Source organism: Blastococcus sp. KM273129 (genome assembly GCF_021698995.1).
In the GTDB taxonomy this organism is placed as follows: domain Bacteria; phylum Actinomycetota; class Actinomycetes; order Mycobacteriales; family Geodermatophilaceae; genus Blastococcus.
On record NZ_SSXB01000002.1, the window covers coordinates 23525 to 47620 of the forward strand.

Here is a 24096-nt window from a genome sequence, read left to right on the forward strand (position 1 = left end):
CGCCTGAGCCGGTGCCCCTCCTCGGATCGGCGCGCTCGTCGCGGCGCACCCCGGCCCGGGGCGCCGGTGGACCGAACGACGAGGACCGGCAAGAAGGTGGACGGCAACTGAGCACCGACCCCACTCCCCGGCCACCGCAGGACCCGGCGGCCGCGGAGACCCCCGAAGCGATACCGCTGCTGGCCCCCCGCGACGGCCTGCCGCCGGTCATCGAGACCTCCACGCAGCTGGTCGAGTACGCCGAGGCGCTGCGCGGCGGCACCGGCCCGGTCGCCGTCGACGCCGAGCGCGCCTCGGGCTACCGCTACGGCCAGCGCGCGTACCTGGTGCAGCTGCGCCGCGCCGGGTCCGGCACCGGCCTGCTCGACCCCATCCCGCTGCCGGACCTCTCGGTCCTGCAGGCCGCGATCGCCGACGTCGAGTGGGTGCTGCACGCGGCCAACCAGGACCTGCCCTGCCTGGCCGAGATCGGGCTGGTCCCGGCACGCGTCTTCGACACCGAGCTGGCGGCCCGCCTCGCCGGCCTGCCGCGGGTGGGGCTGGGCGCCGTCGTCGAGTCGCTGCTGGGCTACTCGCTGCAGAAGGGGCACTCCGCCGCCGACTGGAGCACCCGCCCGCTGCCGGAGGAGTGGCTGGTCTACGCCGCCCTGGACGTCGAGGTGCTGGTCGACCTGCGCGACGCGCTGGCCGCGATCCTCGAGGAGCAGGGCAAGGCCGAGTGGGCCCGGCAGGAGTTCGAGGCGATCCTCGCCGCCGGCCCGCCCGCCCCGCGGCAGGACCCGTGGCGGCGCACCTCCGGCGTGCACGGCCTGCGCAGCCGCCGCCAGCTCGGCATGCTCCGGGCCATCTGGGAGGCGCGCGACGAGCTGGCCCGCAAGCGGGACGTCGCCCCCGGCCGGGTGCTGCCCGACTCCGCGATGGTCGCCGCCGTCCAGGCCGACCCCAGGAACGAGGGCGCCCTGCTGGAGCTCCCGGTGTTCCGCGGCCGGGCCAACCGCCGGCTGGTGCGGCACTGGTTCGACGCGCTCGCCCGCGGCAAGGCCCTCCCCGAGGACGAGCTGCCGCTGCACAGCAAGCCCGGCGACGGGCCGCCGCCGGTCAACCGGTGGGCCGACCGCGATCCCGCCGCCGCGACCCGGCTGCAGGTCGCGCGGGCCGGGCTCGCCGAGCTGTCGGAGAAGCACTCCGTGCCGGTGGAGAACATCCTCTCCCCCGACCTGGTGCGCCGGATCATGTGGAGCCCGCCGGAGCCGCGGGAGCCCGCCGCGGTGGCCGAGGCGCTGCGGGCCGGCGGCGCCCGCGAGTGGCAGGTCGAGCTGGCCGGCGACCTGCTGGCCGACGCCGTCACCCGCGCCTAGGTCCGGCAGCGAGGTGACCGCCCGGGGGGACAGTCACCTCGACGGTCGCGCCAGGGGTCGGCGGCACCTGCTGCCACGCGGGTGGAGCCGCGCCACCGACCGTCGAGCCGCGCCCCGCTGCGGCCTGCCGGTCGGTGGCGCCTCTCGACATGGCTCTCCTGCGCCCCGAGCTCACCCGCGCTCGAGGCGGGACCCCGGCGCCTGGGCCCGGGCGGGGATCACGGGACGGTCGACGACGACGCCGGCGCCACCCGCGGGTGCGGACGACGCCGGCGTCGGCGTGGGCACCTGCCGCCCGCCGGCGCTGAGCACGACGGGCGGCAGGGGTCATCGTCGGGCGGTGGCGGCCCGCCGGCGGGCGAGCGCGTCGACGCTCGCGGCGAGCAGCAGCACCCCGCCGGTGATGATGAAGTTCAGGTACGCCGCGACCCCGAGCAGCCCCAGCCCGTTGGCGATGATCGCGATGACCAGACCACCGAGGACGGCGTCCCGGGCCCGGCCGCGGCCACCGAAGAGGCTGGTGCCACCGATGACGGCCGCGCCCACCGCGTAGAGCAGCGTGTTGCCCGCGCCGGCGTCCGGCGTCACCGAGCTGAGCCGCGAGGTGGCCAGGATGCCGCTGATCGCCGCGAGGCTCGAGGAGATCACGAACGCCAGCACCCGGATGCGGGTCACGTTGATGCCGGCCCGGCGGGCGGCCTCCGCGTTGCCGCCGACGGCGTAGACGTGGCGGCCGAAGCTGGTCCGCGAGAGCACGAACGTGAGGACCAGCAGCAGCAGGACCACCAGCGGCACCGCGTACGGGATGCCGGCGAGGTCGATGGCGGCGGCCAGCGCCCGGTCGACGCTGAGGATGGCGGTCACGCCGACGACGACGGCGGCGATCACCGCGATCCGCAGCACGACGAGGAGCAGCGGCTGGTGCGCGAGGCCGCGGCTGCGCTGCGACCGCCAGCGCCACAGCTCGAAGCCCGCGTAGGCCACGACGACCAGCGCGGCCAGGATCCAGCCGAGGGTGACCGGCAGGTTCTCGTTGGCCAGCGCCCGGATGACCGGCTCGCGCACCGGCACGGTGCCGCCCTGGCCGATCAGCCGCAGGGTCACGCCCTGGAAGCCGAGGAACAGCGCCAGCGTCACCACGAAGGACGGGATGCCGACGATGCCCACCAGGCTGCCGGTGAAGACGCCGATCACGGCGCCGGTGGCGATCGCGCCCAGGACGGCGATCGGCCAGGCCACCCCCGCCTGCACCAGCAGCTGGGCGAGCACCGCCGAGCAGACGCCGCTGACCACACCGGCGGAGAGGTCGATCTCGCCCAGGAGGAGGACGAAGACCAGGCCCATCGCCAGCACGATGATCGGCGTCGACTGGACCAGCAGGTTGGCCAGGTTCAGCGGGGTGAGGAAGGTGTCCGGCCGCAGCGCGGTGAACAGGATGCCCAGGACGACGATGCCCAGGACGGCGGGCAGCGCACCGAGGTCACCGGCCCGCAGCTTGTTCAGGTACCCGCGGACTGCGCCGCCGACGGTGTTGTCGTGCCGGTCGCCCTCGAAGCCGGCGGCCGGCTTGTGCGGCCCGCTCGCCTCGGCGGCGGTCAGGGTGTTGCTCGACATGGGGGTCCTCTCAGTCCTCGAGCGCGTCGGACGCGAGCCCCAGCTCGCCGGAGCGGCCGGAGGTGATCAGCTCGATGACCTGGGTGCGGTCGACCTCGGAGATCGGGACGTCGGCGGCGACGCGGCCCAGGTACAGGGCGGCGACGCGGTCGGCGACCTCGAAGACGTCGACCATGTTGTGGGTGATGAAGACGACGGCGTGGCCGGTGTCGGCCAGCCGGCGGACCAGGTCGAGCACCTGCCGGGTCTGGGCGACGCCGAGCGCGGCGGTCGGCTCGTCGAGGATGACCAGCTTGGACTCCCAGAGCACGGCCTTGGCGATCGCCACGGTCTGCCGCTGCCCACCGGAGAGGCTGGACACCAGCTGGCGCACCGACTTCAGGGTGCGCACCGAGAGCTTCGTGAGGGTGTCGCGCGCCGCCTCCTCCATCGAGGCCTCGTCGAGCACCACCCCGCGCTTGCGCTCGCGGCCCAGGAACATGTTCTGGACGACGTCGAGGTTGTCGGCCAGCGCGAGGTCCTGGTAGACGACCTCGATGCCCAGGCGGGCGGCGTCGCGCGGGCCGTTGAGCTGCACGGGCTTGCCCTCGAACTCGACGGTGCCCGAGTCGATGGGGTGGATGCCGGCGATCGACTTGATCAGCGTGCTCTTGCCGGCGCCGTTGTCGCCGACCAGCGCGGTGACCTTGCCGGGGTAGACGTCGAGGTGGACGTCGTGCAGGACCTGGACGGCCCCGAAGCTCTTGTTGACCCCCCGCAGGCTCAGCGTGGGCCGCTCGAGGGTCGAGGAGGTGGGAGGGGTCTGTTCGAGTGCGGACACCGCTGCGTCCTTCCAGCAGGGAACGGTCGGTCGACCGTGGCGGGACGATAGGTCGCCCTGCCGGCCCCGGGCGAGCCGGGGCCGGCAGGGCGGAAGCACGCGGCCGGGGCACCCACGGGAGGGGTGCCCCGGCCGGTCGGCTCAGGAGATGCCGAGCTCGGTGCAGGCGGCGGCGTACTCACCGGTGCAGACGTCGGCGGCGCTCTGGTAGCCGTCGTCGATGACCTGCTTGACGTTGTCCCGGAAGATCGAGACCGGCTCGAGCAGCACCGAGGGGACCTCGCGGCCGCCCTCCGGGTCCTCGACCGAGCCGTCGACCTCGGGCTCCTCGCCGTTGACCAGGGCCACGGCCAGGTCGGCCAGGGCCTGCGCCTCGTCGGCGATCGGCTTGTAGACGGTCATGCACTGCTCGCCCGCGAGGATGTTCTGCAGCCCCTCGACCGTGGCGTCCTGACCGGTCACGGGCACCTGGCCGGCGACGTTGTTGCGGGCCAGGATCGAGACGACGGCGTTGGCCAGACCGTCGTTCGCGGCGAGCACGCCCTGGATGTCACCGCCGGCCTGGGTGTACATCTGCTCGAAGATCGTGGCGGCCTGCTGGTTGTCCCACTCCGGCACGGCCTGCTCGGCGACCTGCGTGTACTGGTCCATCTCGTCGAGGACCTCGTGCGCGCCCTGCGAGAACAGCGTGGCGTTGTTGTCGTCGGGCGAGCCGTTGAGGAAGGCGATGTTCGCCGGCTCGTCGCCGAGGCACTGCGCCAGGCCCTCGCCCTGCAGCCGGCCGACCTCGACGTTGTCGAACGAGACGTAGTAGTCGCTCTCGCCGCCCAGGGTGAGCCGGTCGTAGTCGATCGTCTGCACGCCCTGCTGCTCGGCCTGCCGCTGGATCGCCGCGCCCGAGGCCGAGTCGAGGTTGGTGATCGCCAGGACGGTGACGCCCTCGGTGATCATCTGCTCGGCGATGGTGCTCATCCGCTGGGCGTCGCCCTGCGCGTTCTGGATGTCGTACTCGACACCGGCCTCCTCGAAGGCGGCCTCGAGCAGCGGGCGGTCGGCCGACTCCCAGCGGGCCGATGAGGCGGTGTCGGGGAGGATGACGCCGACCTTGCCGGCGGCGGCCTCGCCGCCGCCACCGCCGCCGCCGTTGCCACCGTCGCTGTCGTCGCCACCACACGCGGCCAGGCCGAAGACCAGAGCCGCAGCGATCGCCGTCGTCACCGTGCGCCGTCGCGCCATGAGAGGGACCTCTATTTCGTTGGGGTTACAGAGAAATTCCGGCGGGTCATCTTGCGCGCCACCTCCTTGTGACCGCAAGCACGGTCCCCCGCCGTTGCCGGACCGTGACCCGGGACCCCCCTCGAAGGGGGTCGGGGCCGCGCTTGGCCCGCCCGGTTACCGGCGGGTAACTTGTAGCCCGCCGCGCCCTCCCGGGCCGGTTACGAATACTGCGGAGGTCCCATGTCCCGCTCGCTGCGTGAGGTCGTCTTCGTCGACGGCGTGCGCACACCCTTCGGCAAGGCCGGCCCGAAGGGCATCTACGCCGAGACGCGCGCCGACGACCTCGTCGTCCGCGTGATCCGCGAGCTGCTGCGCCGCAACCCGGCGCTGCCGGCCGACCGCGTCGACGAGGTGGCCATCGCCGCCACCACCCAGATCGGCGACCAGGGCCTCACCCTCGGCCGGACGGCCGCCCTGCTGGCCGGCCTGCCGAAGTCGGTGCCGGGCTACTCGATCGACCGGATGTGCGCCGGCGCCATGACCGCGGTGACGACCACCGCCAGCGGCATCGCCTTCGGCGCCTACGACGTCGCCATCGCCGGTGGCGTCGAGCACATGGGCCGCCACCCGATGGGCGAGGGCGTGGACCCCAACCCGCGCATCGTCAGCGAGAAGCTGGTCGACCCCTCGGCGCTGGTCATGGGCTCGACCGCGGAGAACCTGCACGACCGGTTCCCCCACCTGACCAAGGAGCGCGCCGACGCCTTCGCGCTGGCCAGCCAGCAGAAGTTCGCGAAGGCGCTGGCCAACGGCAAGATCGGGCCGGAGCTCGTCCCCGTCGCCACCCGCTCGGCCGAGCAGGGCTGGGGCGTGGCCACGGTCGACGAGCCGCCGCGGCCGCAGACCACCCTGGAGGGCCTGTCGACCCTCAAGACGCCGTTCCGCCCGCACGGGCACGTGACCGCCGGCAACGCCGCGGGGCTCAACGACGGCGCCACCGGCTGCCTGCTGGCCGCCGAGGACGTCGCCCTCGAGCTCGGGCTGGACGTCGGCATGCGCCTGGTGGGCTACGGCTTCGTCGGCGTGGAGCCCGAGGTCATGGGCGTGGGTCCGGTGCCCTCCACCGAGCGGGCGCTGGCCCGCACCGGCCTGACGATCGAGGACATCGGCCTCTTCGAGCTGAACGAGGCCTTCGCCGTCCAGGTGCTGGCCTTCCTCGACCACTTCGGCATCGCAGACGACGACGAGCGGGTCAACCCGTGGGGCGGCGCCATCGCCGTCGGCCACCCGCTGGCCTCCTCCGGCGTGCGCCTGATGACCCAGCTGTCCCGCCAGTTCGCCGAGCGCCCCGACGTCCGCTACGGCCTGACCGCCATGTGCGTCGGCCTCGGCATGGGCGCCACCGTCATCTGGGAGAACCCGAACTGGGAGGGCTTCGCCAAGTGAGCACCGCCGTCTTCGAGAACGAGGTCGTGACCACCGCCATGGTGCGGTTCGTGACCTACCCGGGCCTGGTCGGCGAGATCGCGCTGATCACGCTCGACAACGGCCACGACCACACCCGCCCGTCCACCTTCGGCCCCGCCGGGCTGGCCTCGCTGGACGCCGCACTGGACGAGATCGCGGCCCACTCCCCGGCGCCGGCGGCGATCGCCGTCACCGGCAAGCCGTTCATCTTCGCCGTGGGCGCCGACCTCTCCGGCGTCCCGGCGGTGACCGACGAGGCGACGGCGCGGGAGATCGCCGAGACCGGCCACCGGGTGTTCCGGCGGCTCAAGGACTCGGCGATCCCGACCTTCGCGTTCGTCAACGGCGTCGCGCTGGGCGGCGGGCTGGAGCTGGCGCTGCACTGCCACTACCGCACGATCAGCGGCACCGCCGCGGTCGGCTTCCCCGAGGCCTTCCTCGGCCTGGTGCCCGGCTGGGGCGGCACGCAGCTGCTGCCGAACCTGGTCGGCATCGACGCGGCGGTCACCGTGATCGTCGAGAACGCCCTCGCGCAGAACAAGATGACGCCCGCCCCGAAGGCCGCGAAGCTCGGCATCGCCGACGCGCTCTTCGAGCCGGCCGACTTCCTCGAGCGCTCCCTCGAGTGGGCCGTCGGGGTGCTCGACGGCTCCGTCACCGTCTCCCGCCCGGAGGTCGACCGGTCGGCGTGGGACGCCGCCATCGAGCGCGGGCGCGCGATCGTGGCCGGCCGCACCCGCAACGCCTCCCCCGGGGCCGTGCGCTCGGTCGACCTGCTGGACCTGGCCCGCGCCGGTGTCGACGACGAGGCGTTCACCGCCGGCACCGCCGCGGAGGACGACGCCCTCACCGAGCTGCTCATGAGCGACCCGCTGCGGGCCTCGCTGTACTCGTTCGACCTCGTGAACAAGCGGGCGAAGCGGCCGGCCGGCGCCCCGGACAAGGCGCTGGCCCGCAAGGTCGGCAAGGTCGGCGTCGTCGGCGCCGGGCTCATGGCCTCGCAGCTGGCGATGCTGCTCGTGCGGCAGCTGAAGGTGCCGGTGGTGCTCACCGACATCGACCAGGTACGCGTGGACAAGGGCGTGGCCTACGTGCACGGCGAGCTGGACAAGCTCGCCCAGCGCGGCCGGCTGAGCGCCGACAAGCTCAACCAGCTCAAGGGGCTGGTGACCGGCTCGCTGTCCAAGGAGGCCTTCGCCGACGCCGACCTGGTCATCGAGGCCGTGTTCGAGGAGATGTCGGTCAAGCAGCAGGTGTTCGCCGAGGTCGAGGCGGTCGTGTCCGAGACCTGCGTGCTGGCCACCAACACCTCGGCGCTGTCGGTGACCGAGATGGCCGCCAAGCTCGAGCACCCGGAGCGCGTGGTCGGGCTGCACTTCTTCAACCCGGTCGCCGTCCTCCCCCTGCTGGAGGTCGTCCGCGCCGAGCAGACCGACGACGCGACCCTGGCCACTGCCTTCGCCGTCGGGAGGTCGCTGAAGAAGTCCTGCGTGCTGGTCGCCGACGCCCCGGCGTTCGTGGTCAACCGGCTGCTCACCCGCTTCCTCGGTGAGGTCACCTCGGCCGTGGAGCAGGGCACGCCGGTCGAGGTCGCCGAGCGCGCCCTCGACCCGCTGGGCCTGCCGATGACGCCGTTCGAGCTGCTCTCGCTCGTCGGTCCCGCGGTGGCGCTGCACGTCGCCGAGCGCATGCACGAGGCCTTCCCCGACCGGTTCGCCGTCGGCGAGGGGCTCAGGCGGATCGTCGAGCTCGGGAGGACCAGCGTGTTCGTCGAGCCCGGCGTCGTCGACCCGGAGCTGGCCGACGCGTTCGCCGGCGACTCGCCGCTGACCGAGGAGCAGGTGCGCGAGCGGGCGCTGGGCGCGCTGGCCCAGGAGATCCGGCTGATGCTGGACGAGGGCGTGGTGCAGGCGGTGCAGGACATCGACCTGTGCATGGTCCTCGGCGCCGGGTGGCCGTTCTGGCTGGGCGGCATCTCCGCCTACCTCGACCGCACCGGGGTCTCGGAGCGGGTGACCGGCTCGCGGTTCCTGCCGCGGGGCGTGGCCTCGCTCCCCGCCTGACCCCCGCCGGGATCAGGTGACCTGATCGTCGGGCGTCCTCCCTCACGGTGCGCGGTGAGGGAGGACGCTCCGCGGTGCGGGAGGACGGCGCCCACCCGGGGCGCCCCCCGCCCCCGGCACCGGAAGATCTTGACGGCCTTCGAGCGCCCCTGCCAGGTTCGGGATCTTGACCGGGCCGTACCCGCGGTCCGGATACCTGGACTGGGCAGGGGAAACGATGAGACGTCTCGTGTGTGCAACGGCCACCGCCGGGCTGGCGGTCACGACGCTGGTGATGAGTCCGGCTGCCGCCGCGCCGGCGACCGGACCCTCCGATGCTGCGCGCTGGGCCCCCGTGCCGGTGGCGCGGCACCTGGACAACCCGCGGCAGCTCGACATGACCAGTGACGGGGTCCTGGTCATCGCGGAGTCCGGGACCGGCGGCGACGACTGCGCCGAGGTGGACGGGGAGACCGTGTGCGTCGGGACCACCGGGGCGGTCAGCATCGTGCGGCACCCGGCGAAGGTCCAGGGGGTCACCGCGCAGCGGGTGGTGACCGGCCTGCTGTCCGAGGCCGGCCCTGACGGTGCCGGCGCCACCGGCAACGACGCGGCGAGCGCCCGCACCCTGGGCCGGATCTACATCGCCAAGGACGTCGACGTCCCGGACGGCGTCACGGGGCTGCCGGAGGAGCAGGAGGGCAAGCTGCTGCGCGCGGCGGCGGGCCGGCCGGCCTCGGTCGTCGCCGACATCCGCGCCTTCGAGGAGGCGAACGACCCCGACGGCCAGGGCGTCGAGTCGAACCCGTACGCGGTGCTCGACGTCGGTGACAAGGTGCTCGTCGCCGATGCCGCGGCCAACGCCGTCCTCGCGGTCGACAGGCGCGGCCGGATCAGCGTGTTCGCCGTCCTCCCCACCATCACCGGTGGCGCCTGCGACACCCGGCCCAACCAGGACGGCAGCTTCTCCTGCGACCCGGTGCCGACGGCGCTGAGCTTCAGCCGCGACGGCGACGTCATCGTGGGCGGCCTCGGCTCGCTGGTCCCCGGCGCCGGCCGGGTGTGGGAGCTCGACCGCCGGACCGGGGCGGTCCAGCAGACCTGGACCGGCTTCACCGGGGTGACCGGTGCCGCGCAGGACCGGGCCGGCAACCTCTACGTCAGCGAGCTCTTCGGCGGCGGCGGATCAGGTCAGGTGGTGACGGTGCGGACGAACGGCACCCGGGCCACGTTGCCGGCTCCGGCGCCGGCGGGCGTGGTCACCGACCTGCTCGGCAACGTGTACGTGGCCGTCAACTCGATGTCCACCGGTACCGGGACCGGTGAGCCGGGCACCGATGGGCAGGTCTGGCGGATGACCGAGCGGTCGTTCCCGGTGAGCTGACCGCCGAGGCCGCGACCCGCGACGCAGCAGCCCACCTCGCCGCAGACCGCGAGGTGGGCTGCTGCCCGGCGGGAGACACCCGAGCGCGCGGGGCTTCAGCGGAACTTGGCGGTGAGGCTGTCCATCGTGCGGTTCACCGACGCGACCTTGATGTGCGAGAGCCCGGCGTCCGCGCCCGCGGCCAGCATCGCCTCGTGCGCAGCGCGCAGCGTGGCCCACACCTCGTCGGCCTCCCCCTCCAGCGTGGTGCCCAGGGCACCCACCTCGTGGCGCAGCCCGGAGCCCTGGATGACGGCGATCGCCGCCTCGACGTGGGCGTGCGGGTCGTCCGCCGTGCCGGGCGGCGAGGGCGCCACCTGGATCTCGGCGATCACGCCCGGTCCTCGACGGCGGCCTCGGTGACGCCGTCCCCGGCGCGCTCGGTCAGCCGGGCGGTCCACTCGGCGATCCGCCGGGCGACGTCCTGCTCGGTCAGCCCTGCGTCGGCGAGCACCTGCCCGCGGCTGCCGTGCTCGAAGAACTGCTGCGGCAGGCCGAGGGTGCGCACGGGGACGTCGACGTCGCGGTCCTGCAGCGCCTGGCTGAGCGTGGTGCCCACTCCCCCGGCGCGCCCGCCGTCCTCGACCGTGACGACCAGCCGGTGCCCGGCGGCGAGCTCGACCAGCTCGGCGGAGACCGGCAGCACCCAGCGCGGGTCGACGACGGTCACCTCGATGCCGTGGTCGGCGGCCCGCTCGGCGACGGCCTGGCACATCGGGACCATCGACCCCACGGCGACGAGCAGGACCTCCGCCCGAGCCCCGCGGCGCAGCACGTCCACCGGCCCCCGCCGCTCGACGGCCGGGATGTCCGGCGGCAGCGAGCCCTTCGGGAACCGCACGACCGACGGTCCGTCGGTGATGTCGACCGCCTCGCGCAGCGCCTCCCGCAGCGTGGCCTCGTCGCGCGGCGCCGCCAGGGCGAGGCCGGGCACCACCGACAGGATCGACATGTCCCACATGCCGTTGTGCGAGGCACCGTCGTCACCGGTGACCCCGGCGCGGTCGAGCACCACCGTCACCGGCTGCCGGTGCAGGGCGACGTCCATGAGCAGCTGGTCGAACGCCCGGTTGAGGAACGTCGAGTAGACGGCGACGACCGGGTGCAGCCCCGCCATGGCCAGGCCGGCGGCCGACGTGAGGGCGTGCTGCTCGGCGATGCCGACGTCGAAGGTGCGCTCGGGGAAGCGCTCGGCGAACGGGGCCAGGCCGGTGGGGTGCAGCATCGCCGCGGTGATCGCGACGACGTCGGGGCGCTCGGCGCCCACGCGCACCAGCTCGTCGGCGAAGGCATCGGTCCAGGCCAGGCCGGTCTTGCGGGCGCTGGCGCCGCTGTCGGGGTCGAAGACCCCGGTCGCGTGCCACGCGTCGATCTGGTCGGTCTCGGCCGGCGGGTAGCCGAAGCCCTTGGTGGTGACGGCGTGCACGATGACCGGCCCGCCGAAGGAGCGGGCCCGGCGCAGCGCCGACTCCACCGCCCGGATGTCGTGGCCGTCGACCGGGCCGACGTACTTCAGGCCGAGGTCCTCGAACATGCCCTGCGGCGAGAGGACGTCCTTGAGGCCCTTCTTGATGGCGTGCAGCGCGTCGTACAGGGCCGAGCCGACGACGGGCGCCCGGTGCAGCGCCTGGCGCACCTGCAGCAGCGCGTTCTCGTAGCCGGGGCGCAGCCGCAGGGTGGCCAGTGCGTCGGCGACACCGCCGATCGTCGGCGAGTAGGAACGGCCGTTGTCGTTGACGACGATGACGACCGGGCGGTCCTGGGCGGCGGCGATGTTGTTGAGCGCCTCCCACGCCATGCCGCCGGTCAGCGCACCGTCACCGATGACGGCGACCACGGGGCGGGAGTCACCCCGGATGGCGAAGGCCTTGGCCAGCCCGTCGGCGTAGGACAGCGAGGTCGAGGCGTGGCTGTTCTCCACCCAGTCGTGGTCGCTCTCGGCACGGCTGGGGTAGCCCGACAGCCCCCCGCGCTGGCGCAGCCGCTCGAAGCCGTCGACCCGGCCGGTGAGCATCTTGTGCACGTAGGACTGGTGGCCGGTGTCGAAGACGATCGGCTCGCGCGGGGAGTCGAACACCCGGTGGAGGGCGATGGTCAGCTCGACGCAGCCCAGGTTCGGCCCGAGGTGACCCCCGGTGCGGGCGACGCTGGTGACCAGGGCGTCACGGATCTCCGCGGCGAGGGCGGGCAGCGCTTCGGACTCGAGGGCCCTGACGTCTTCCGGGCCCCGCAGCGATCGCAGGAGCGGCACGGTGCGGCGGTGTCCTCTCGGTCGGGCGGCGCCGGGGGGCAGCCGCCGATCCACTGTAGCTGCGGTCTACCGGCTCTTCCGGTCGAGCGGGTGAGGCGGATGCAGCTCACAGCCGCGGTACCCAGCGTTCTCCCCTCAACGCCCCGCCGACGACGTCGACCCCGCGGGCGGCGGCGGCCAGCCGGGCCCCCTCGCGCTCGTAGGCGGCCATCGCCGCCTCGATCGCCTCCGGCGGGAGCTGGTCGGCCAGCTCCACCCGCAGGGTGCGCCACCCGGCGCGGGCGGCCTCCAGACCGGCGGCGACGTGGTCGCCGGCGAACCGGGCGAGCAGCACGGGGTACCGGCGGAGCACCTCGTGCGCGCGGTAGTCCGGCGGCACCAGGTCGAACAGCCAGGCGACGGCGGTGCGCTCCCAGTCAGGGGCGCCCGGCGGGCGCACCTCCTCCGGCCAGCCCGGCGGCAGCGACGTCTCCACCGCACCATTCTGCCGCACGGGTCGAACAGGTGTTCGACACCGGGGCGTGTCGGCTCAGGACGACTGGCGCTTGAGCCAGAACTGCTCGAACCCCCAGGTGCCGGCGCCGCTGGAGTGGTAGCTGACCAGCTCCCACCCCTCGGCGCCGAGCTTGTTGAGCACCGAGCTGGTGTCGCCCTGCTGGCGCTCGAGCTGACCGCCGGGGAGCTTGACGCTCACGCCGGCCCGCTGCGACTCCGCATCGTTGGCGGTGATGACCGAGGCGTATTCCCACGTGGGCACCCCCTGACCGTAACGAGGTCCTGCGCCTCGCGAGCAGCCGGGCGGGCGTGACGGCCCCCGGCCGGCGCGGAGCGACCCCGTCCACGCCTCAGAGGGAGACGCCGTCCTCCACCTCGAGCCCCAGCGCCAGCGCGGCCCCGGCGGCGACGAACCACCACCCGAGCGCCAGGAGCTTGCGGGCGGCCGCCACGTGCGGGTGGGCGGTGGTCGTGCGCTGCATCGCTTCTCCCCTCGTCACCCGGCGGACGCTACGCAGGGGATGCCCCGGGAGACCGACGCGTGTGACTCCTGGGACGGGAGTGGCCCTCCGTCGCCGAACCTCCACGTGCCGGCCCCGGGGTGGGCCGTCAGGCGGGCACGAGCAGCGCGACGCACTCCACGTGCGCGGTCATCGGGAAGGCGTCGAACCCGCGCAGCCCGGCGAGCCGGTACCCGGCGGCGGCGAACGCGGCGACGTCCCGGCCCAGCGCCGCGGGGTCGCAGGCCACGTAGACGACGGCCCGCGCACCGCTCCCGGCGAGCAGCCGGCTCACCGCCGTCCCGGCGCCGGCGCGCGGCGGGTCGAGGACGACGACGTCCGGGCCGGACCCCAGCTCGGCGAGCAGCTCGGCCAGCCCGTCGGCGTCCACCTCGCCCTGCCAGACCTCCGCCTGGGGCAGGCCGGCGAGGTTGGCGTCCGCGGCCGCGCAGGCGCCCGGATCGGCCTCGACGCAGACCACCCGGCCGCCGGCGCCCACCGCCGGAGCCAGCGCGCCCCCGAGCAGCCCGGCGCCGGCGTAGAGGTCGAGCACCGTCTCGCCGTCGGTCGCGGCGGCGAAGCCCGAGACGGCCTCCACCAGCGCGTCGGCCGCGGCGGGGTGCACCTGCCAGAAGCCGGTGCCCTCGACCTCCCAGTCCCGCCCGCCGGCGCGCCGCTCCGCGCGGCCGGCGGCCGCGGGCCGCTCCTCCCCCGCCTGCCGCACCTCGGTGGCACGCGGCCGGCCGCGGCGGTCGAGCGGGGCGGTCGTCACCGCACCGGTGGAGTCGATCGACACGTCGACGGCGCCCGCGCCCGGCCAGCGCCGGCCGAGCACCGCCCGCGCGGCCGGCTCGACGGTGATCGGGCAGTCGTCGAGCACCACGACGTCGTGCGAGCGGTGCCGACGCAGGCCGGGAGCGCCGGTGCGGTCGACGGCGAAGCGGGCCCGGGAGCGCCAGCGCAGCGGGCCGCCGGGCAGCTCCTCGACGGCGAGCCCGGCGACCACCGGGTCCTGCTCGTCCAGGCCGCCCAGGCGCACCAGCTGCTCGCGGACGACGGCCGCCTTCAGCCGGCGCTGCTCGGCCGGGTCGACGTGCTGCCAGTCGCAGCCGCCGCACCTCCCCGGGCCGCTGTAGGGGCAGGGGCGCGCCACCCTCGCGGGGGCCGCCACCAGCACCTCGACGGCGTCCGCGCGGCAGAAGCCCGGGTGCCGGTCCTCGGTGACGCGAACGCGCACCCGCTCACCGGGCAGGGTGTGGCGCACGAACACCACCCGGCCCTCGTGCCGGGCGACGCAGTGCCCCCCGTGCGCCACCGGCCCGACGTCCACCTGGAACTCGCGGCCCACCCACCCCAGACCCTTGTCCGCGTCCCGCGAACGGGCCCGGCTGCGACCGGCCCCCTGCAGGGGCCCGCCGCGAGCCGGCGAGCGGCGGGGGGCGGGGGGACCTTCAGCCATACGGCGTCACGTCGGCCTCGTCGTCGGTGAACCCGCGCCGCAGGTCACCGGGGGCCGGCCCGCCGCGGCGGCCGTCGTCGTCGGCACCGACCGAGCTCTCCAGCTGCCACGGCACCGTCGTGATCATCACGCCGGGCTGGAACTGCAACCGGGCGCGCAGGCGCAGCGCGCTCTGGTTGTGCAGCACGTTCTCCCACCAGTGCCCGACGACGTACTGCGGCACGAAGACCACCACCAGTTCTCGCGGGCTGTCCCGGCGGATGCCCTTCACGTAGTCGAGCACCGGACGGGTGATCTCCCGGTACGGCGACTCGAGCACGGTGAGCGGGACCGGGATGTCGTAGCGCTGCCAGTCGGCCTGCAGCGCGCGGGTCTCGCCGTCGTCGACGTTCACCGTGAGCGCGGTCAGCGCGTCCGGGCGGGTCGCCCGCGCGAAGCTCAGCGCGCGCAGCGTCGGCTTGTGCACCTTCGAGACGAGGACGACGGCGTGCACCTTGCTCGGGAGGGTCCGGGCGTCGGTGTCGGGCTCGAGCTGCTCGGACACGTGGCAGTAGTGCCGGTTGATGCCCTTCATCAGGGCGACGAGGACCGGCATGGCCAGCAGCACCAGCCACGCGCCGTGGGTGAACTTGGTGACCACGATGATCACCAGGACGACGCCGGTGAGCGTGCCCCCGACGGCGTTGATCGCCTGCGAGCGCCGGATCCGGGCGCGCACCCCCGGGTCGGTGATGCTGCGCAGCTCGCGGTTCCAGTGCCGCACCATGCCGGTCTGCCCCAGCGTGAAGCTGGTGAAGACGCCGACGATGTACATCTGGATGAGCCGGTTCACGTCGGCGTCGAAGGCGACGATGAGCAGCCCGGCGAAGCCGGCGAGCAGCAGGATGCCGTTGCTGTAGACGAGCTTGTCGCCGCGGGTGTGCAGCTGCCGCGGCATGAACCGGTCCTGGGCGAGCACGTTGCCCAGCAGCGGGAACCCGTTGAACGCCGTGTTGGCCGCCAGGATCAGGACCAGCGCCGTGGCCGCCTGCACGTAGAAGAAGCCGAACGAGGTGTCGCCGCCGAAGGTGGCCGCGGCGAGCTGGGCGATGACCGTGCGCTGCGGGTCGGTCTCGCAGTCCCCGGGGAAGCCGACCAGGTCGCAGGTGTGCTCCACGTACTTCACGTCCGCGAGCAGGGCCAGCGCGGTGACCCCGGCGAACATGGTGGCCGCGATGCCGCCCATGAGGGCGAGGGTGGTCGCCGCGTTGCGGCTCTTGGGCGGGCGGAAGGCGGGGACGCCGTTGGCGATCGCCTCGACGCCGGTGAGCGCCGTGCAGCCGGAGGCGAAGGCGCGCAGCGCGAAGAAGATCAGCGCCAGCCCGGTGACCTCCTCGTACCCCGGCTCCGGGAGCACGGACCACGTGGAGCTCTCCGCCACCAGGCCCCCGCCCGTGACGAAGTACTTCAGCAGGCCGGTGACGACCATGACCATGATGCCGCTGATGAAGAGGTAGGTCGGCGCCGCGAAGGTCCGGCCCGACTCCCGGACGCCGCGCAGGTTGACCGCGGCCAGCAGCGCCACCAGCCCGAGGGCGATCAGGACGCGGTGCTCGTTCAGCTCGGGGAACGCCGAGATGATGTTGTCGGTCCCCGCGGACACCGACACCGCGACGGTCAGGACGTAGTCGACGAGCAGCGCGCTCGCCACCGTGACGCCGGCCCACTGCCCGTGGTTCTTGACGGCGACCTCGTAGTCGCCGCCGCCCGACGGGTAGGCCCGCACCACCTGCCGGTAGGAGAGCACCACCGTCGCCAGGAGCACCACGACGCCGATCGCGATCCAGGGGGCGAAGAAGAGGAACGCCGTCCCGGCCAGGGTGAGGACGATGAGGATCTCCTGCGTGGCGTAGGCCACGGAGGAGAGCGGGTCGCTGGCGAAGATCGGGAGGGCCAGCCGCTTGGGGAGCAACGACTCCCCCGCCCGGTCGCTGCGGACGGGGCGGCCGAGGACGAGGCGTTTCGGTAGTTGTCCGAGGTCGGACAGGGTTGGCACGGCGCGATGGTACGGACGCGCGGCGCCCCCGCGGGCGTGACCCGGCCCACCCGGCCCCTCGGGGTGATACGGGCGTCCTGGGCCCTGGCACGCCCCCGGCGGGTGTAGCTTCGCGGCCGGTGGAGCGCGGGCGGACGGCGCCGGCGCCACCGGGATCTGCGGGAGTGACGCGTGCACGTGGTCGTGATGGGCTGCGGCCGTGTGGGCTCGGCCATCGCCCGGCGCCTGGAGCAGATCGGGCACAGCGTGGCGGTGATCGACCAGGACCCCGAGGCGTTCCGCCGGCTGGGGCCGGACTTCGCCGGGCGCCAGGTCAAGGGGCTCGGCTTCGACCGGCAGGTGCTGCTGGACGCCGGCATCGACTCCGCGGGCGCCTTCGCGGCGGTGAGCAGCGGCGACAACTCGAACATCATCTCGGCCCGGGTGGCGCGCGAGACGTTCGGCGTCCAGCACGTCGTGGCGCGGATCTACGACTCCAAGCGGGCCGAGGTCTACGAGCGCATGGGCATCCCGAGCGTGGCCACCGTGCCGTGGACGGTGAACCGGCTGCTGCGCGACCTGCTGTCGGTCAAGGTCAGCGAGCTGTGGCGCGAGCCCACCGGGAAGGTGCTGCTGGTGCGCGTCACCGTCAGCGACGCCTGGGTGGGCCGCAAGCTGGCCGCCCTCGAGGCGGCGACCGGCGCCCGGGTGGCCTGGCTGACGAGGTTCGGCGAGGCCCAGCTGCCGACCCAGGCCACGGTGCTCCAGGACGGCGACCAGCTGGTCGTCGCCGTCACCGACGAGCTGACGGCGCGGGTGCACGAGGTCGTCGAGCGCGGCCCCCAGGAGGGTGGGCACTGATGCGCGTCGCCATCGTGGGAGCCGGTGCGGTCGGCCGCTCCATCGCCGGGGAGCTCCTGGAGAACGGCCACACCGTCATGTTGATCGAGAAGGACGGCCGCAAGGTCCGCACCCGCTCGGTGCCGGGCGCGGAGTGGGTGCAGGCGGACGCGTGCGAGGTCTCCTCCCTGGAGGAGGCGCAGCTGGCCACCTGCGACGTCGTCGTGGCCGCGACCGGTGACGACAAGGCCAACCTCGTCGTGTCGCTCCTGGCCAAGACCGAGTTCGCGGTCAACCGCGTGGTCGCCCGGGTCAAGGACCCGCGCAACGAGTGGCTCTACACCGAGGCGTGGGGGGTCGACGTCGCCGTCTCCACCCCCCGGGTGCTCGCCGCCCTGGTGGAGGAGGCGGTGACCGTGGGCGACGTCGTCCGGCTCATGAGCTTCCGCAAGGGCGCGGCCAACCTGGTGGAGATCACCCTGGGCGACGACACCCCGTGGGTGGGCCGCGCGCTGCGCGAGGTGCCCCTGCCCCGCGAGACGGTGCTCACCACGATCCTCCGCGGCGACCGGGTGATCACCCCGTCGCCCGACGAGCCGTTGGAGTCCGGGGACGAGCTGCTGTTCGTGTCGCACGGCGACACGGAGGAGGAGCTGCAGTACGTCTTCGCGCCGGAGGGCCCCGGTCGGATCGGCGCGTGAGCGGCCCCGTCCGGAGGCTCGCCGCGGGTGCGCGCGGGGCGGGGCGGACGGGGTCCTCCCTCAGGCCCCGGGCGGGCCGGGGGTCCGGTGCCGGTGCAGGCGGGCGACCACCCACAGGGTGATCACCAGCACGACGGCGGTGAGCGGCAGGCCCAGCACGACCGAGGCGGTGCCCAGCAGCTCCACCTCGTCGGCGCGGTAGAGCACCCACTGCACGCCGGCGCGCAGGAAGAAGGACGCGGCCCACAGCGCGGTCAGCCACGAGTAGGCGCGCAGCAGCCGGGGCTCGCGGCGCCAGTGCAGCTGCGGTGCAGCGGCCGGGTCGGGCGTCACCGGCGCGCTCGCCACCGGCTCGGTGCCCCGCGCCGTCCGGCGGCTCCACGGCAGGGAGTGCGCGGCCATCGACCCCAGGTGGCTCGGGGCCAGGAACTCCGCGACGACGCCGACGAGCGGCCAGCGGAACGGGATGGAGCCCAGGAGGACCACCCCGACGACCAGGCTGCGCACGATCCCGAGCACGAAGAAGTCGCGGGCCTGGCCGGTGTTGGCGGCGATCGCCACCGCGATGCCGACCCCGATCAGCCCGCTCACGGCCTGCTGGACGCTCTGCCGCCGGGCCAGCCGCAGGGCGAAGACCACGACCGCCGCGGCCACCGCCGCCCAGATGCCGGTGCGCAGGCCGGCGAGGCCGTTGGCCACGATGAACGCGACGGTCGGCAGCGTCGCGTCGACCATGCCGCGCCAGCCGCCCAGCTGGGCCAGCAGCTGGTCCCGGTCGAACACCGAGGTCGACCCGGTGTCGGACCCGCCTTCGCCGTCGCCCGGCCGGCCGGCTGCGGTCACCCTCGTCCCCCTCGTTCGCTCCCGGTCCTGCGCGCGGCGGCTCCCTGCCGCCCCGCGGCGGTCAGCCGGCGTTCAGCTCGTACCAGGGGTTGTAGATGACCTGCCGGCCGTCGAAGGCGGCGAACCGCCCGCGCGCGGTCAGCGAGCGGCCCGGCTCGATCCCCGCGATGCGCCGCCGGCCCAGCCAGACCAGGGTCACCGACCCGGATCCGTCGAACAGCTCGGCCTCGAGGGTGGGCACCGTCTCGCGCGGGGTGTAGACGACGGACTTCAGCCGGCCGGTGACCGTGACGACCTCGCCCTTGCGGCAGGCGCTGACCGGTTCGCAGCCGGCGCTGGCCGACCCCGCCCGGAGCTCCTGGGCGTCGATGGTCTGGTCGTCGGCGGTGAGTCGCTGCAGCGTGCGCGACCACCAGCCCGCCGATCGGGTCTCCGTCACGGCACCAGGGTAGTTCGCGGGGTCGCGCCCGGGGACGCGCACCGGTGTTCCCTGCGTCGCGTCGTCAGGCGGGCGCGCCGGGCGGCGCACCGCCCGGCGGCCGGCCCTGGGCCGGGCCCCCCGGGGGCTGCTGCGCGGCGAGCTGCGCCGCGGCCTGCGGGGGCAGGGTCAGCGGGAGCGGCTCGCGCACCGGCATCGGCTCGGAGCCCCGGACGACGACGATGCCGCGGAACGCCGCCTCCAGCGCCTTCGCCTCCTCCTCGCCGCCCGCGGCGGCCGAGCCGCTGAGCAGGCCGCGCAGGAACCAGCGCGGCCCGTCGACGCCGAGGAAACGGGCCGGCCGCCGCGTCGCCCGCGGGGCCGGCTGCCCGGGCTGCGGCGGTGTCGTCGCGACGACGGTGCCGGCGAGCTCGAGGCCGAAGGGCCCCTCCACCTCCGTGAGCGACGCGCCCTGACCGGAGGCGCTGCGCGCCAGCTCGGCGCGGACGTCGTCCCAGATGCCGGCGGCCCGGGGCGCCGCGAACGCCGCGACCTGCAGCAGCGAGCCGCCGTGGCGCAGCGTCGCGCCGATCACCTTCTGCTGCTGGTTGAGCTCCACCCGCAGGTCCATCCCGGGGAGCGCGGGCAGCCGGATCGCGCCGAGGTCGATCCGCGCCAGCCCGTCCTGGGGGGCGTCGGCCTCGTCCCAGGGCCCGGTGGTCTCCTCGACCTCCCGGATCCGGGTCTGCGGCTCCGGGGGCACGCCCCGCTCGCGCAGGCTGCGGTCGATGCGGTTGCGCCGCCGTCCGAACGGCATGTCAGTCCCGCCCCTCGAGTGATCGTGCGTCGGAGGACCCGGGCGTCGCGGGCCCGTGCCCGCCGGTGGAGCCGTGCCCGCCCTCGCCGCGGGCGCTGGCCGGGAGCTCGCGCACCGGGACGAACCGCGCGCGCACCACCGGCTGCACCACCAGCTGCGCGATGCGGTCGCCGCGGGAGAGCCGCAGCGGCGTCACCGGGTCCAGGTTGATGAGGTTGACCATGATCTCCCCGCGGTAGTCGGCGTCGATGGTCCCGGGCGCGTTCACCATGCTCAGCCCCAGCCGGTGGGCCAGCCCCGAGCGCGGGTGCACGAACCCGGCGTAGCCCTCGGGGATCGCCACCGCGACACCGGTACCCACCAGCCGCCGCTCGAACGGGGCCAGCTCGACGTCCTCGGCGGCGCTCAGGTCGGCGCCCGCGTCACCGGCCAGGGCGTACCTCGGGACGGCGCCGTCGGGCGCGGTGAGCCGGACGGGCACGTCCAGGCCGGTGGAGGGATCAGGCACGTCGGCGACCCTATAAGGACCTCCCCGCCCCCCACCGCTCGCGGGCTCCGTCAGACCGGCGGGCCCTGCAGGTCCTCGCGGATGCGGCGCGCGAGGCTCTCGGTCGCCCGGCGGTTGCCACGCCCGGAGAGGGCCGCGCCGACCAGGAAGGGCGCAGCCGCCGGCAGGGCCCCGGCCAGCCGGCGGGTCACCCGCCGGCGGAGAGCGCGCACGCCGGCGGCACCCAGCACCGCGCCGAGGCCGGCCACGCCGCCGTCCCGGACCGCCCGCTGCTCCGACCACGCCGCCAGGTAGGCCTGGGCGCGCGCGGCGGCGTCGCCCGGGGCGCGCCGGCCGCTCAGCTCGTGCAGCTCACCGATGAGGACCACCTCCACGGCGGCCACGAGGACGGTCTCGGCTCCCAGCTCCAGCGGGACGGCCAGCAGGGACGGCGGGGCGAACCAGTGGGCGGCCGACAGCCCACCCGTGGCCGCGCCGATCCCGGAGGTGGCCCGGGCGGCGCGCTGGACGAGCGCCTCGGCGATCTCGTCGTCGGACGCCCCGGGGTGGGCGGCCCGCAGCCGCTCCCGGTCGCGGATCGGCAGCCGCGGCGCCGCCGCCGCCAGGAGGTCGCCGAGCAGCGCGCCGGGGGCCCGGCCGTCGCCGTCGGCCACCCGGGCACCGGACGCCTCAGGCGCCGGCTGCGCACCGCCGCCGAGGGCGCTCGCGACCGCCCCGGCGACGGCGCCGACGACGTCGCGCAGACCTCCGCCGGCGGACCGCTCCGTGCCGCCGCCGGTCAGCCCGGCCACGGCGTCGGCGACCGCCCGCCCGGCGCGCGCGAGCGGGCTCTCCTCGGTCGTCGCCGGGGGGTCCTGCTGCGCGACGGGACGCGGCGGCGGCACGTCACGCGGTGCGCCGGTGCGCGAGCCCTCGGTCATCCGTCGTCCCCTTCACGGTGCGGCGCTGGAACGGCCCCCTCGCGGGGTCCCGCCGCGAGCGTGCGAGCGGTGGGGGCGAGGGGGTCCTTCTTCAGGCGCAGTCGCGGCAGAACAGCTGGTCGCCGCGGGTGGAGGCGAGCCGGCTGCGGTGCTGCACCAGGAAGCAGCGCGAGCAGGTGAACTCGTCCTCCTGCTTGGGCAGGACGCGGACGGTCAGCTCCTCGTTCGACAGGTCGGCGCCGGGGAGCTCCAGGTTCTCGTTGAAGTCCGTCTCGTCGACGTCGACCGACGAGGACTGCGCCTCGGCCCGCCGCGCCTTCAGTTCCTCGAGCGAGTCCTCGCCGAGCTCGTCGGTCTCGTTGCGGCGCGGGGCGTCGTAGTCGGTGGCCATGGGGTGTGCCCCTCCTCCGGGGTTCCGCGGGCGTCGTGCCCGCTCGTCTGACGCGGCGCAGGGTGCGCACCGTCGTCCTGGCCGTTCGCCGGTGGGCGACCGGTGGGTCGTCGTGGGGGCGGCCCGCACCGGGCGCCCCGTCCACGTGCGCCGGTCCCCCTCGCGGAAGGACCGGCAGCCCCCCAACGCCGTCCGGCCCCGATTTGTGCCCGACTCCGGGGAGGTGACACATCGGGACCACGAACGGTCGGGCGGGTCGCGGAGCGCCAGAGGTTACCCTGCGCCGGTGGCGACTTCCCCAGGTGCTGATCCAGCCGTCGTCGGGCCGTATCTGGCCTCCGCTCTAGGGGACGAGCGCTGGCGCTCGGTCGGCATCGAGCTGATCGCCGCCGGCATGTCCAACCTGACCTACGTGGTGACCCCGGAGGGCGGGGCCGCCGAGGACGCGGTGATCCTCCGGCGCCCGCCGACGGGCGCCGTGCTGGCCACCGCGCACGACATGGCGCGCGAGCACCGGGTGATCTCCGCGCTGGGCCCCACGCCGGTGCCGGTGCCGCGGACCCTCCACCTGTGCACGGACACCGGCGTGCTGGGTGCGCCGTTCTACGTGATGGAGCGCGTGGTCGGCCTGCACGTCATCGACCGGATCCCGGACGGCTACGCCGACGGCCCCGACCAGCGGCGTGCGATCGGCGACGGCCTGGTCGACGTGCTGGCCGATCTGCACTCGGTCGACCCCGTCGCGGTGGGGCTGGGCGACTTCGGCCGCCCCGAGGGCTTCATGGCCCGCCAGGTGCGCCGCTGGACCCAGCAGTGGGAGGCGACCCGCGACCGCGACCGCCCGGGGCTGGACGCCCTCGCCGCCCGGCTGGCGGAGACGGTGCCCGCGACGCAGCGGCACGGGATCGTCCACGGTGACTTCCGGCTGGACAACTGCCTGCTCGACCCGGAGGTCCCCGGCCGCGTCCGCGCGGTGCTGGACTGGGAGATGTCGACCCTGGGGGATCCGCTGGCCGACCTCGGCATGCTCCACGTCTACTGGCCGCAGGCCGGGGAGCGCAGCGTCGCCGGGCAGAGCACCGTGACGGCCCTGGAGGGCTTCCCGACCCGCGCGGAGGTGGCCGCACGCTACGCCGAGCGCAGCGGCCTGGACCTCTCCGATCTGTCCTGGTACGTCGGCTTCGCGTACTTCAAGTTCGCGGCCATCGTCGCCGGCATCGTCGCCCGCTCGGCCGCCGGCGCCATGGCGGGCAAGGACACGGCGGGCTACGCCGACCGGATCGACCCGTGCGTCGAGCGGGGACGCGCCGCGCTGGACGACGGTGCGATCTAGCCGCGCCGCCCGCCCCTAAGCTCGCAACCGACAGCCGTCCGCAGCAGTCGCGGCGCCGTCCCGTCCGTCCCGGCCGGTCCGGCCCGGCTGCCCGGTCCTCGCCGAGGAGAACCACCGTGACCGAGCGCACCGTCCAGCCTCCGGTGCGCCCCCGCAGCGGACGTCGTCCGCTGCCCCCGCTGATCTTCCTGCTCGTCCTGGCCCTGGCCGCCGGAGCGGTGTGGTGGACGGTGCTCCGCGAGGACCAGGAGCGGCGCGCCGAGGCGGCCGAGGAGTGCGCCGCCGCGGAGGAGCCGCCACCGTCGCTGGACCCGGCCGCGGTGTCGGTGCGGGTGTTCAACGCCACCGACCAGGGCGGGCTCGCGCAGCAGGTGGCCGACGAGCTCGCCGGCCGCGGCTTCACCATCAACGAGGTGGCCAACGACCCCACCACCCGGGTGGTCGAGGGCGCCGGCGAGGTGCGCCACGGCTCTCCCGGACGGGACGCCGCCCGCTTCCTCGGGGTCTACGCGCCGGGCGTCAGCTACTACCCCGACACGCGGGCGACCGCGGTCGTCGACCTGGTGCTCGGGCCGGAGTTCCCCGGCATCGCGCCCCCCGAGGAGGTCGAGGCGGCGCTGACCGCCCCGGAGGAGGCCCCCAGCGACTGCTGACCGGGGTGTTC

At 74.8% G+C, this 24096-nt stretch carries 24 protein-coding genes; 8 read left to right on the top strand and 16 right to left on the bottom strand.

Annotation, left to right across the window (positions count from 1 at the left end; genetic code table 11):
- Nucleotides 1-11 precede the first annotated feature (11 nt).
- Complete coding sequence (locus E9565_RS01170; RefSeq protein ID WP_236825078.1) at nucleotides 12-1358, top strand: ribonuclease D; 1347 nt, start codon at nucleotides 12-14, stop codon at nucleotides 1356-1358.
- Between the two features lie 327 nt (nucleotides 1359-1685).
- Here E9565_RS01170 and E9565_RS01175 read toward each other — a convergent pair whose 3' ends face one another.
- The 3 genes from E9565_RS01175 to E9565_RS01185 all read right to left on the bottom strand — a co-directional run bounded on the left by E9565_RS01175 (nucleotide 1686) and on the right by E9565_RS01185 (nucleotide 5028).
- Nucleotides 1686-2972: a sugar ABC transporter permease gene (locus tag E9565_RS01175; protein WP_236825077.1), complete on the bottom strand. Its 1287-nt coding sequence runs from the start codon at nucleotides 2970-2972 to the stop codon at nucleotides 1686-1688.
- A gap of 10 nt (nucleotides 2973-2982) precedes the next feature.
- The gene (locus E9565_RS01180; protein ID WP_236825075.1) at nucleotides 2983-3792 is read right to left on the bottom strand and encodes an ATP-binding cassette domain-containing protein; all 810 of its coding nucleotides are present in this window, start codon (nucleotides 3790-3792) and stop codon (nucleotides 2983-2985) included.
- A gap of 141 nt (nucleotides 3793-3933) precedes the next feature.
- Nucleotides 3934-5028, bottom strand: coding sequence for a sugar ABC transporter substrate-binding protein (locus tag E9565_RS01185; protein WP_236825073.1), 1095 nt, complete (start codon nucleotides 5026-5028; stop codon nucleotides 3934-3936).
- A 222-nt stretch (nucleotides 5029-5250) separates the two neighbouring features.
- Here E9565_RS01185 and E9565_RS01190 point away from each other — a divergent pair, with 222 nt between their 5' ends.
- From E9565_RS01190 to E9565_RS01200, 3 genes are all read left to right on the top strand, one after another.
- The gene (locus E9565_RS01190) at nucleotides 5251-6456 is read left to right on the top strand and encodes a thiolase family protein (RefSeq protein ID WP_236833890.1); all 1206 of its coding nucleotides are present in this window, start codon (nucleotides 5251-5253) and stop codon (nucleotides 6454-6456) included.
- Nucleotides 6453-8540 (top strand): 3-hydroxyacyl-CoA dehydrogenase NAD-binding domain-containing protein, encoded by a 2088-nt coding sequence (locus tag E9565_RS01195; protein WP_236833891.1) that lies wholly within the window; start codon nucleotides 6453-6455, stop codon nucleotides 8538-8540. The genes E9565_RS01190 and E9565_RS01195 overlap by 4 nt, the downstream gene beginning before the upstream one ends.
- A gap of 229 nt (nucleotides 8541-8769) precedes the next feature.
- The gene (locus E9565_RS01200; RefSeq protein WP_236825068.1) at nucleotides 8770-9903 is read left to right on the top strand and encodes a ScyD/ScyE family protein; all 1134 of its coding nucleotides are present in this window, start codon (nucleotides 8770-8772) and stop codon (nucleotides 9901-9903) included.
- A gap of 95 nt (nucleotides 9904-9998) precedes the next feature.
- Here E9565_RS01200 and E9565_RS01205 read toward each other — a convergent pair whose 3' ends face one another.
- The 7 genes from E9565_RS01205 to E9565_RS01230 all read right to left on the bottom strand — a co-directional run bounded on the left by E9565_RS01205 (nucleotide 9999) and on the right by E9565_RS01230 (nucleotide 16682).
- Nucleotides 9999-10277: an MTH1187 family thiamine-binding protein gene (locus E9565_RS01205; RefSeq protein WP_236833892.1), complete on the bottom strand. Its 279-nt coding sequence runs from the start codon at nucleotides 10275-10277 to the stop codon at nucleotides 9999-10001.
- Nucleotides 10274-12193, bottom strand: coding sequence for a 1-deoxy-D-xylulose-5-phosphate synthase (dxs, locus tag E9565_RS01210; RefSeq protein WP_236825066.1), 1920 nt, complete (start codon nucleotides 12191-12193; stop codon nucleotides 10274-10276). Before dxs ends, E9565_RS01205 begins: the two co-directional genes overlap by 4 nt.
- Before the next feature lie 106 nt (nucleotides 12194-12299).
- On the bottom strand, nucleotides 12300-12668 hold the full coding sequence (locus tag E9565_RS01215) for a hypothetical protein (protein WP_236825065.1): 369 nt from the start codon (nucleotides 12666-12668) through the stop codon (nucleotides 12300-12302).
- Between the two features lie 54 nt (nucleotides 12669-12722).
- Nucleotides 12723-12950 (bottom strand): DUF4177 domain-containing protein, encoded by a 228-nt coding sequence (locus E9565_RS01220; protein WP_236825064.1) that lies wholly within the window; start codon nucleotides 12948-12950, stop codon nucleotides 12723-12725.
- Nucleotides 12951-13038: 88 nt separating this feature from the next.
- On the bottom strand, nucleotides 13039-13170 hold the full coding sequence (locus E9565_RS22200) for a hypothetical protein (RefSeq protein ID WP_255725523.1): 132 nt from the start codon (nucleotides 13168-13170) through the stop codon (nucleotides 13039-13041).
- A 127-nt stretch (nucleotides 13171-13297) separates the two neighbouring features.
- Nucleotides 13298-14536 (bottom strand): class I SAM-dependent RNA methyltransferase, encoded by a 1239-nt coding sequence (locus tag E9565_RS01225; protein WP_236833893.1) that lies wholly within the window; start codon nucleotides 14534-14536, stop codon nucleotides 13298-13300.
- Nucleotides 14537-14639: 103 nt separating this feature from the next.
- Nucleotides 14640-16682 carry an APC family permease gene (locus tag E9565_RS01230; protein ID WP_236833894.1) on the bottom strand — a complete coding sequence of 681 codons (2043 nt, stop codon included), beginning with the start codon at nucleotides 16680-16682 and terminating at the stop codon, nucleotides 14640-14642.
- A gap of 171 nt (nucleotides 16683-16853) precedes the next feature.
- Here E9565_RS01230 and E9565_RS01235 point away from each other — a divergent pair, with 171 nt between their 5' ends.
- Entirely contained in the window at nucleotides 16854-17522 is a 669-nt protein-coding gene (locus E9565_RS01235) for a TrkA family potassium uptake protein (protein ID WP_236825060.1), read from the top strand.
- Nucleotides 17522-18202, top strand: a complete 681-nt coding sequence (locus tag E9565_RS01240) for a TrkA family potassium uptake protein (protein ID WP_236825059.1) — start codon at nucleotides 17522-17524, stop codon at nucleotides 18200-18202. The genes E9565_RS01235 and E9565_RS01240 overlap by 1 nt, the downstream gene beginning before the upstream one ends.
- A 60-nt stretch (nucleotides 18203-18262) precedes the next feature.
- Here the strand turns inward: E9565_RS01240 and E9565_RS01245 are convergent, their stop codons facing one another.
- The 6 genes from E9565_RS01245 to E9565_RS01270 all read right to left on the bottom strand — a co-directional run bounded on the left by E9565_RS01245 (nucleotide 18263) and on the right by E9565_RS01270 (nucleotide 22099).
- Nucleotides 18263-19045 (bottom strand): DUF3159 domain-containing protein, encoded by a 783-nt coding sequence (locus tag E9565_RS01245; RefSeq protein ID WP_236825058.1) that lies wholly within the window; start codon nucleotides 19043-19045, stop codon nucleotides 18263-18265.
- Nucleotides 19046-19106: 61 nt separating this feature from the next.
- Entirely contained in the window at nucleotides 19107-19484 is a 378-nt protein-coding gene (locus tag E9565_RS01250) for an OB-fold nucleic acid binding domain-containing protein (RefSeq protein ID WP_236825057.1), read from the bottom strand.
- A 64-nt stretch (nucleotides 19485-19548) separates the two neighbouring features.
- Complete coding sequence (locus E9565_RS01255; protein ID WP_236833895.1) at nucleotides 19549-20280, bottom strand: DUF3710 domain-containing protein; 732 nt, start codon at nucleotides 20278-20280, stop codon at nucleotides 19549-19551.
- Nucleotide 20281: 1 nt separating this feature from the next.
- On the bottom strand, nucleotides 20282-20788 hold the full coding sequence (dut, locus tag E9565_RS01260; protein ID WP_236833896.1) for a dUTP diphosphatase: 507 nt from the start codon (nucleotides 20786-20788) through the stop codon (nucleotides 20282-20284).
- 50 nt (nucleotides 20789-20838) lie between these two features.
- A complete protein-coding gene (locus E9565_RS01265) occupies nucleotides 20839-21708 on the bottom strand; it encodes a hypothetical protein (RefSeq protein WP_236825054.1) in 870 nt (289 codons plus the stop codon).
- A 91-nt stretch (nucleotides 21709-21799) separates the two neighbouring features.
- On the bottom strand, nucleotides 21800-22099 hold the full coding sequence (locus E9565_RS01270) for a DUF4193 domain-containing protein (RefSeq protein WP_091930594.1): 300 nt from the start codon (nucleotides 22097-22099) through the stop codon (nucleotides 21800-21802).
- A 286-nt stretch (nucleotides 22100-22385) separates the two neighbouring features.
- Between E9565_RS01270 and E9565_RS01275 the strand changes: the two genes are divergently transcribed.
- Nucleotides 22386-23432, top strand: a complete 1047-nt coding sequence (locus tag E9565_RS01275) for a phosphotransferase family protein (protein ID WP_236825053.1) — start codon at nucleotides 22386-22388, stop codon at nucleotides 23430-23432.
- 116 nt (nucleotides 23433-23548) lie between these two features.
- Nucleotides 23549-24085 (top strand): LytR C-terminal domain-containing protein, encoded by a 537-nt coding sequence (locus E9565_RS01280; RefSeq protein WP_236825052.1) that lies wholly within the window; start codon nucleotides 23549-23551, stop codon nucleotides 24083-24085.
- Nucleotides 24086-24096 lie beyond the last annotated feature (11 nt).

Bases quoted from the DNA above. Each gene is read 5' to 3' on its own strand.
- E9565_RS01175 (WP_236825077.1), bottom strand. From the start codon at position 2,972: ATGTCGAGCAACACCCTGACCGCCGCCGAGGCGAGCGGGCCGCACAAG.
- E9565_RS01185 (WP_236825073.1), bottom strand. From the start codon at position 5,028: ATGGCGCGACGGCGCACGGTGACGACGGCGATCGCTGCGGCTCTGGTC.
- E9565_RS01190 (WP_236833890.1), top strand. From the start codon at position 5,251: ATGTCCCGCTCGCTGCGTGAGGTCGTCTTCGTCGACGGCGTGCGCACA.
- E9565_RS22200 (WP_255725523.1), bottom strand. From the start codon at position 13,170: ATGCAGCGCACGACCACCGCCCACCCGCACGTGGCGGCCGCCCGCAAG.
- E9565_RS01240 (WP_236825059.1), top strand. From the start codon at position 17,522: ATGCGCGTCGCCATCGTGGGAGCCGGTGCGGTCGGCCGCTCCATCGCC.
- E9565_RS01255 (WP_236833895.1), bottom strand. From the start codon at position 20,280: ATGCCGTTCGGACGGCGGCGCAACCGCATCGACCGCAGCCTGCGCGAG.
- E9565_RS01265 (WP_236825054.1), bottom strand. From the start codon at position 21,708: ATGACCGAGGGCTCGCGCACCGGCGCACCGCGTGACGTGCCGCCGCCG.
- E9565_RS01270 (WP_091930594.1), bottom strand. From the start codon at position 22,099: ATGGCCACCGACTACGACGCCCCGCGCCGCAACGAGACCGACGAGCTC.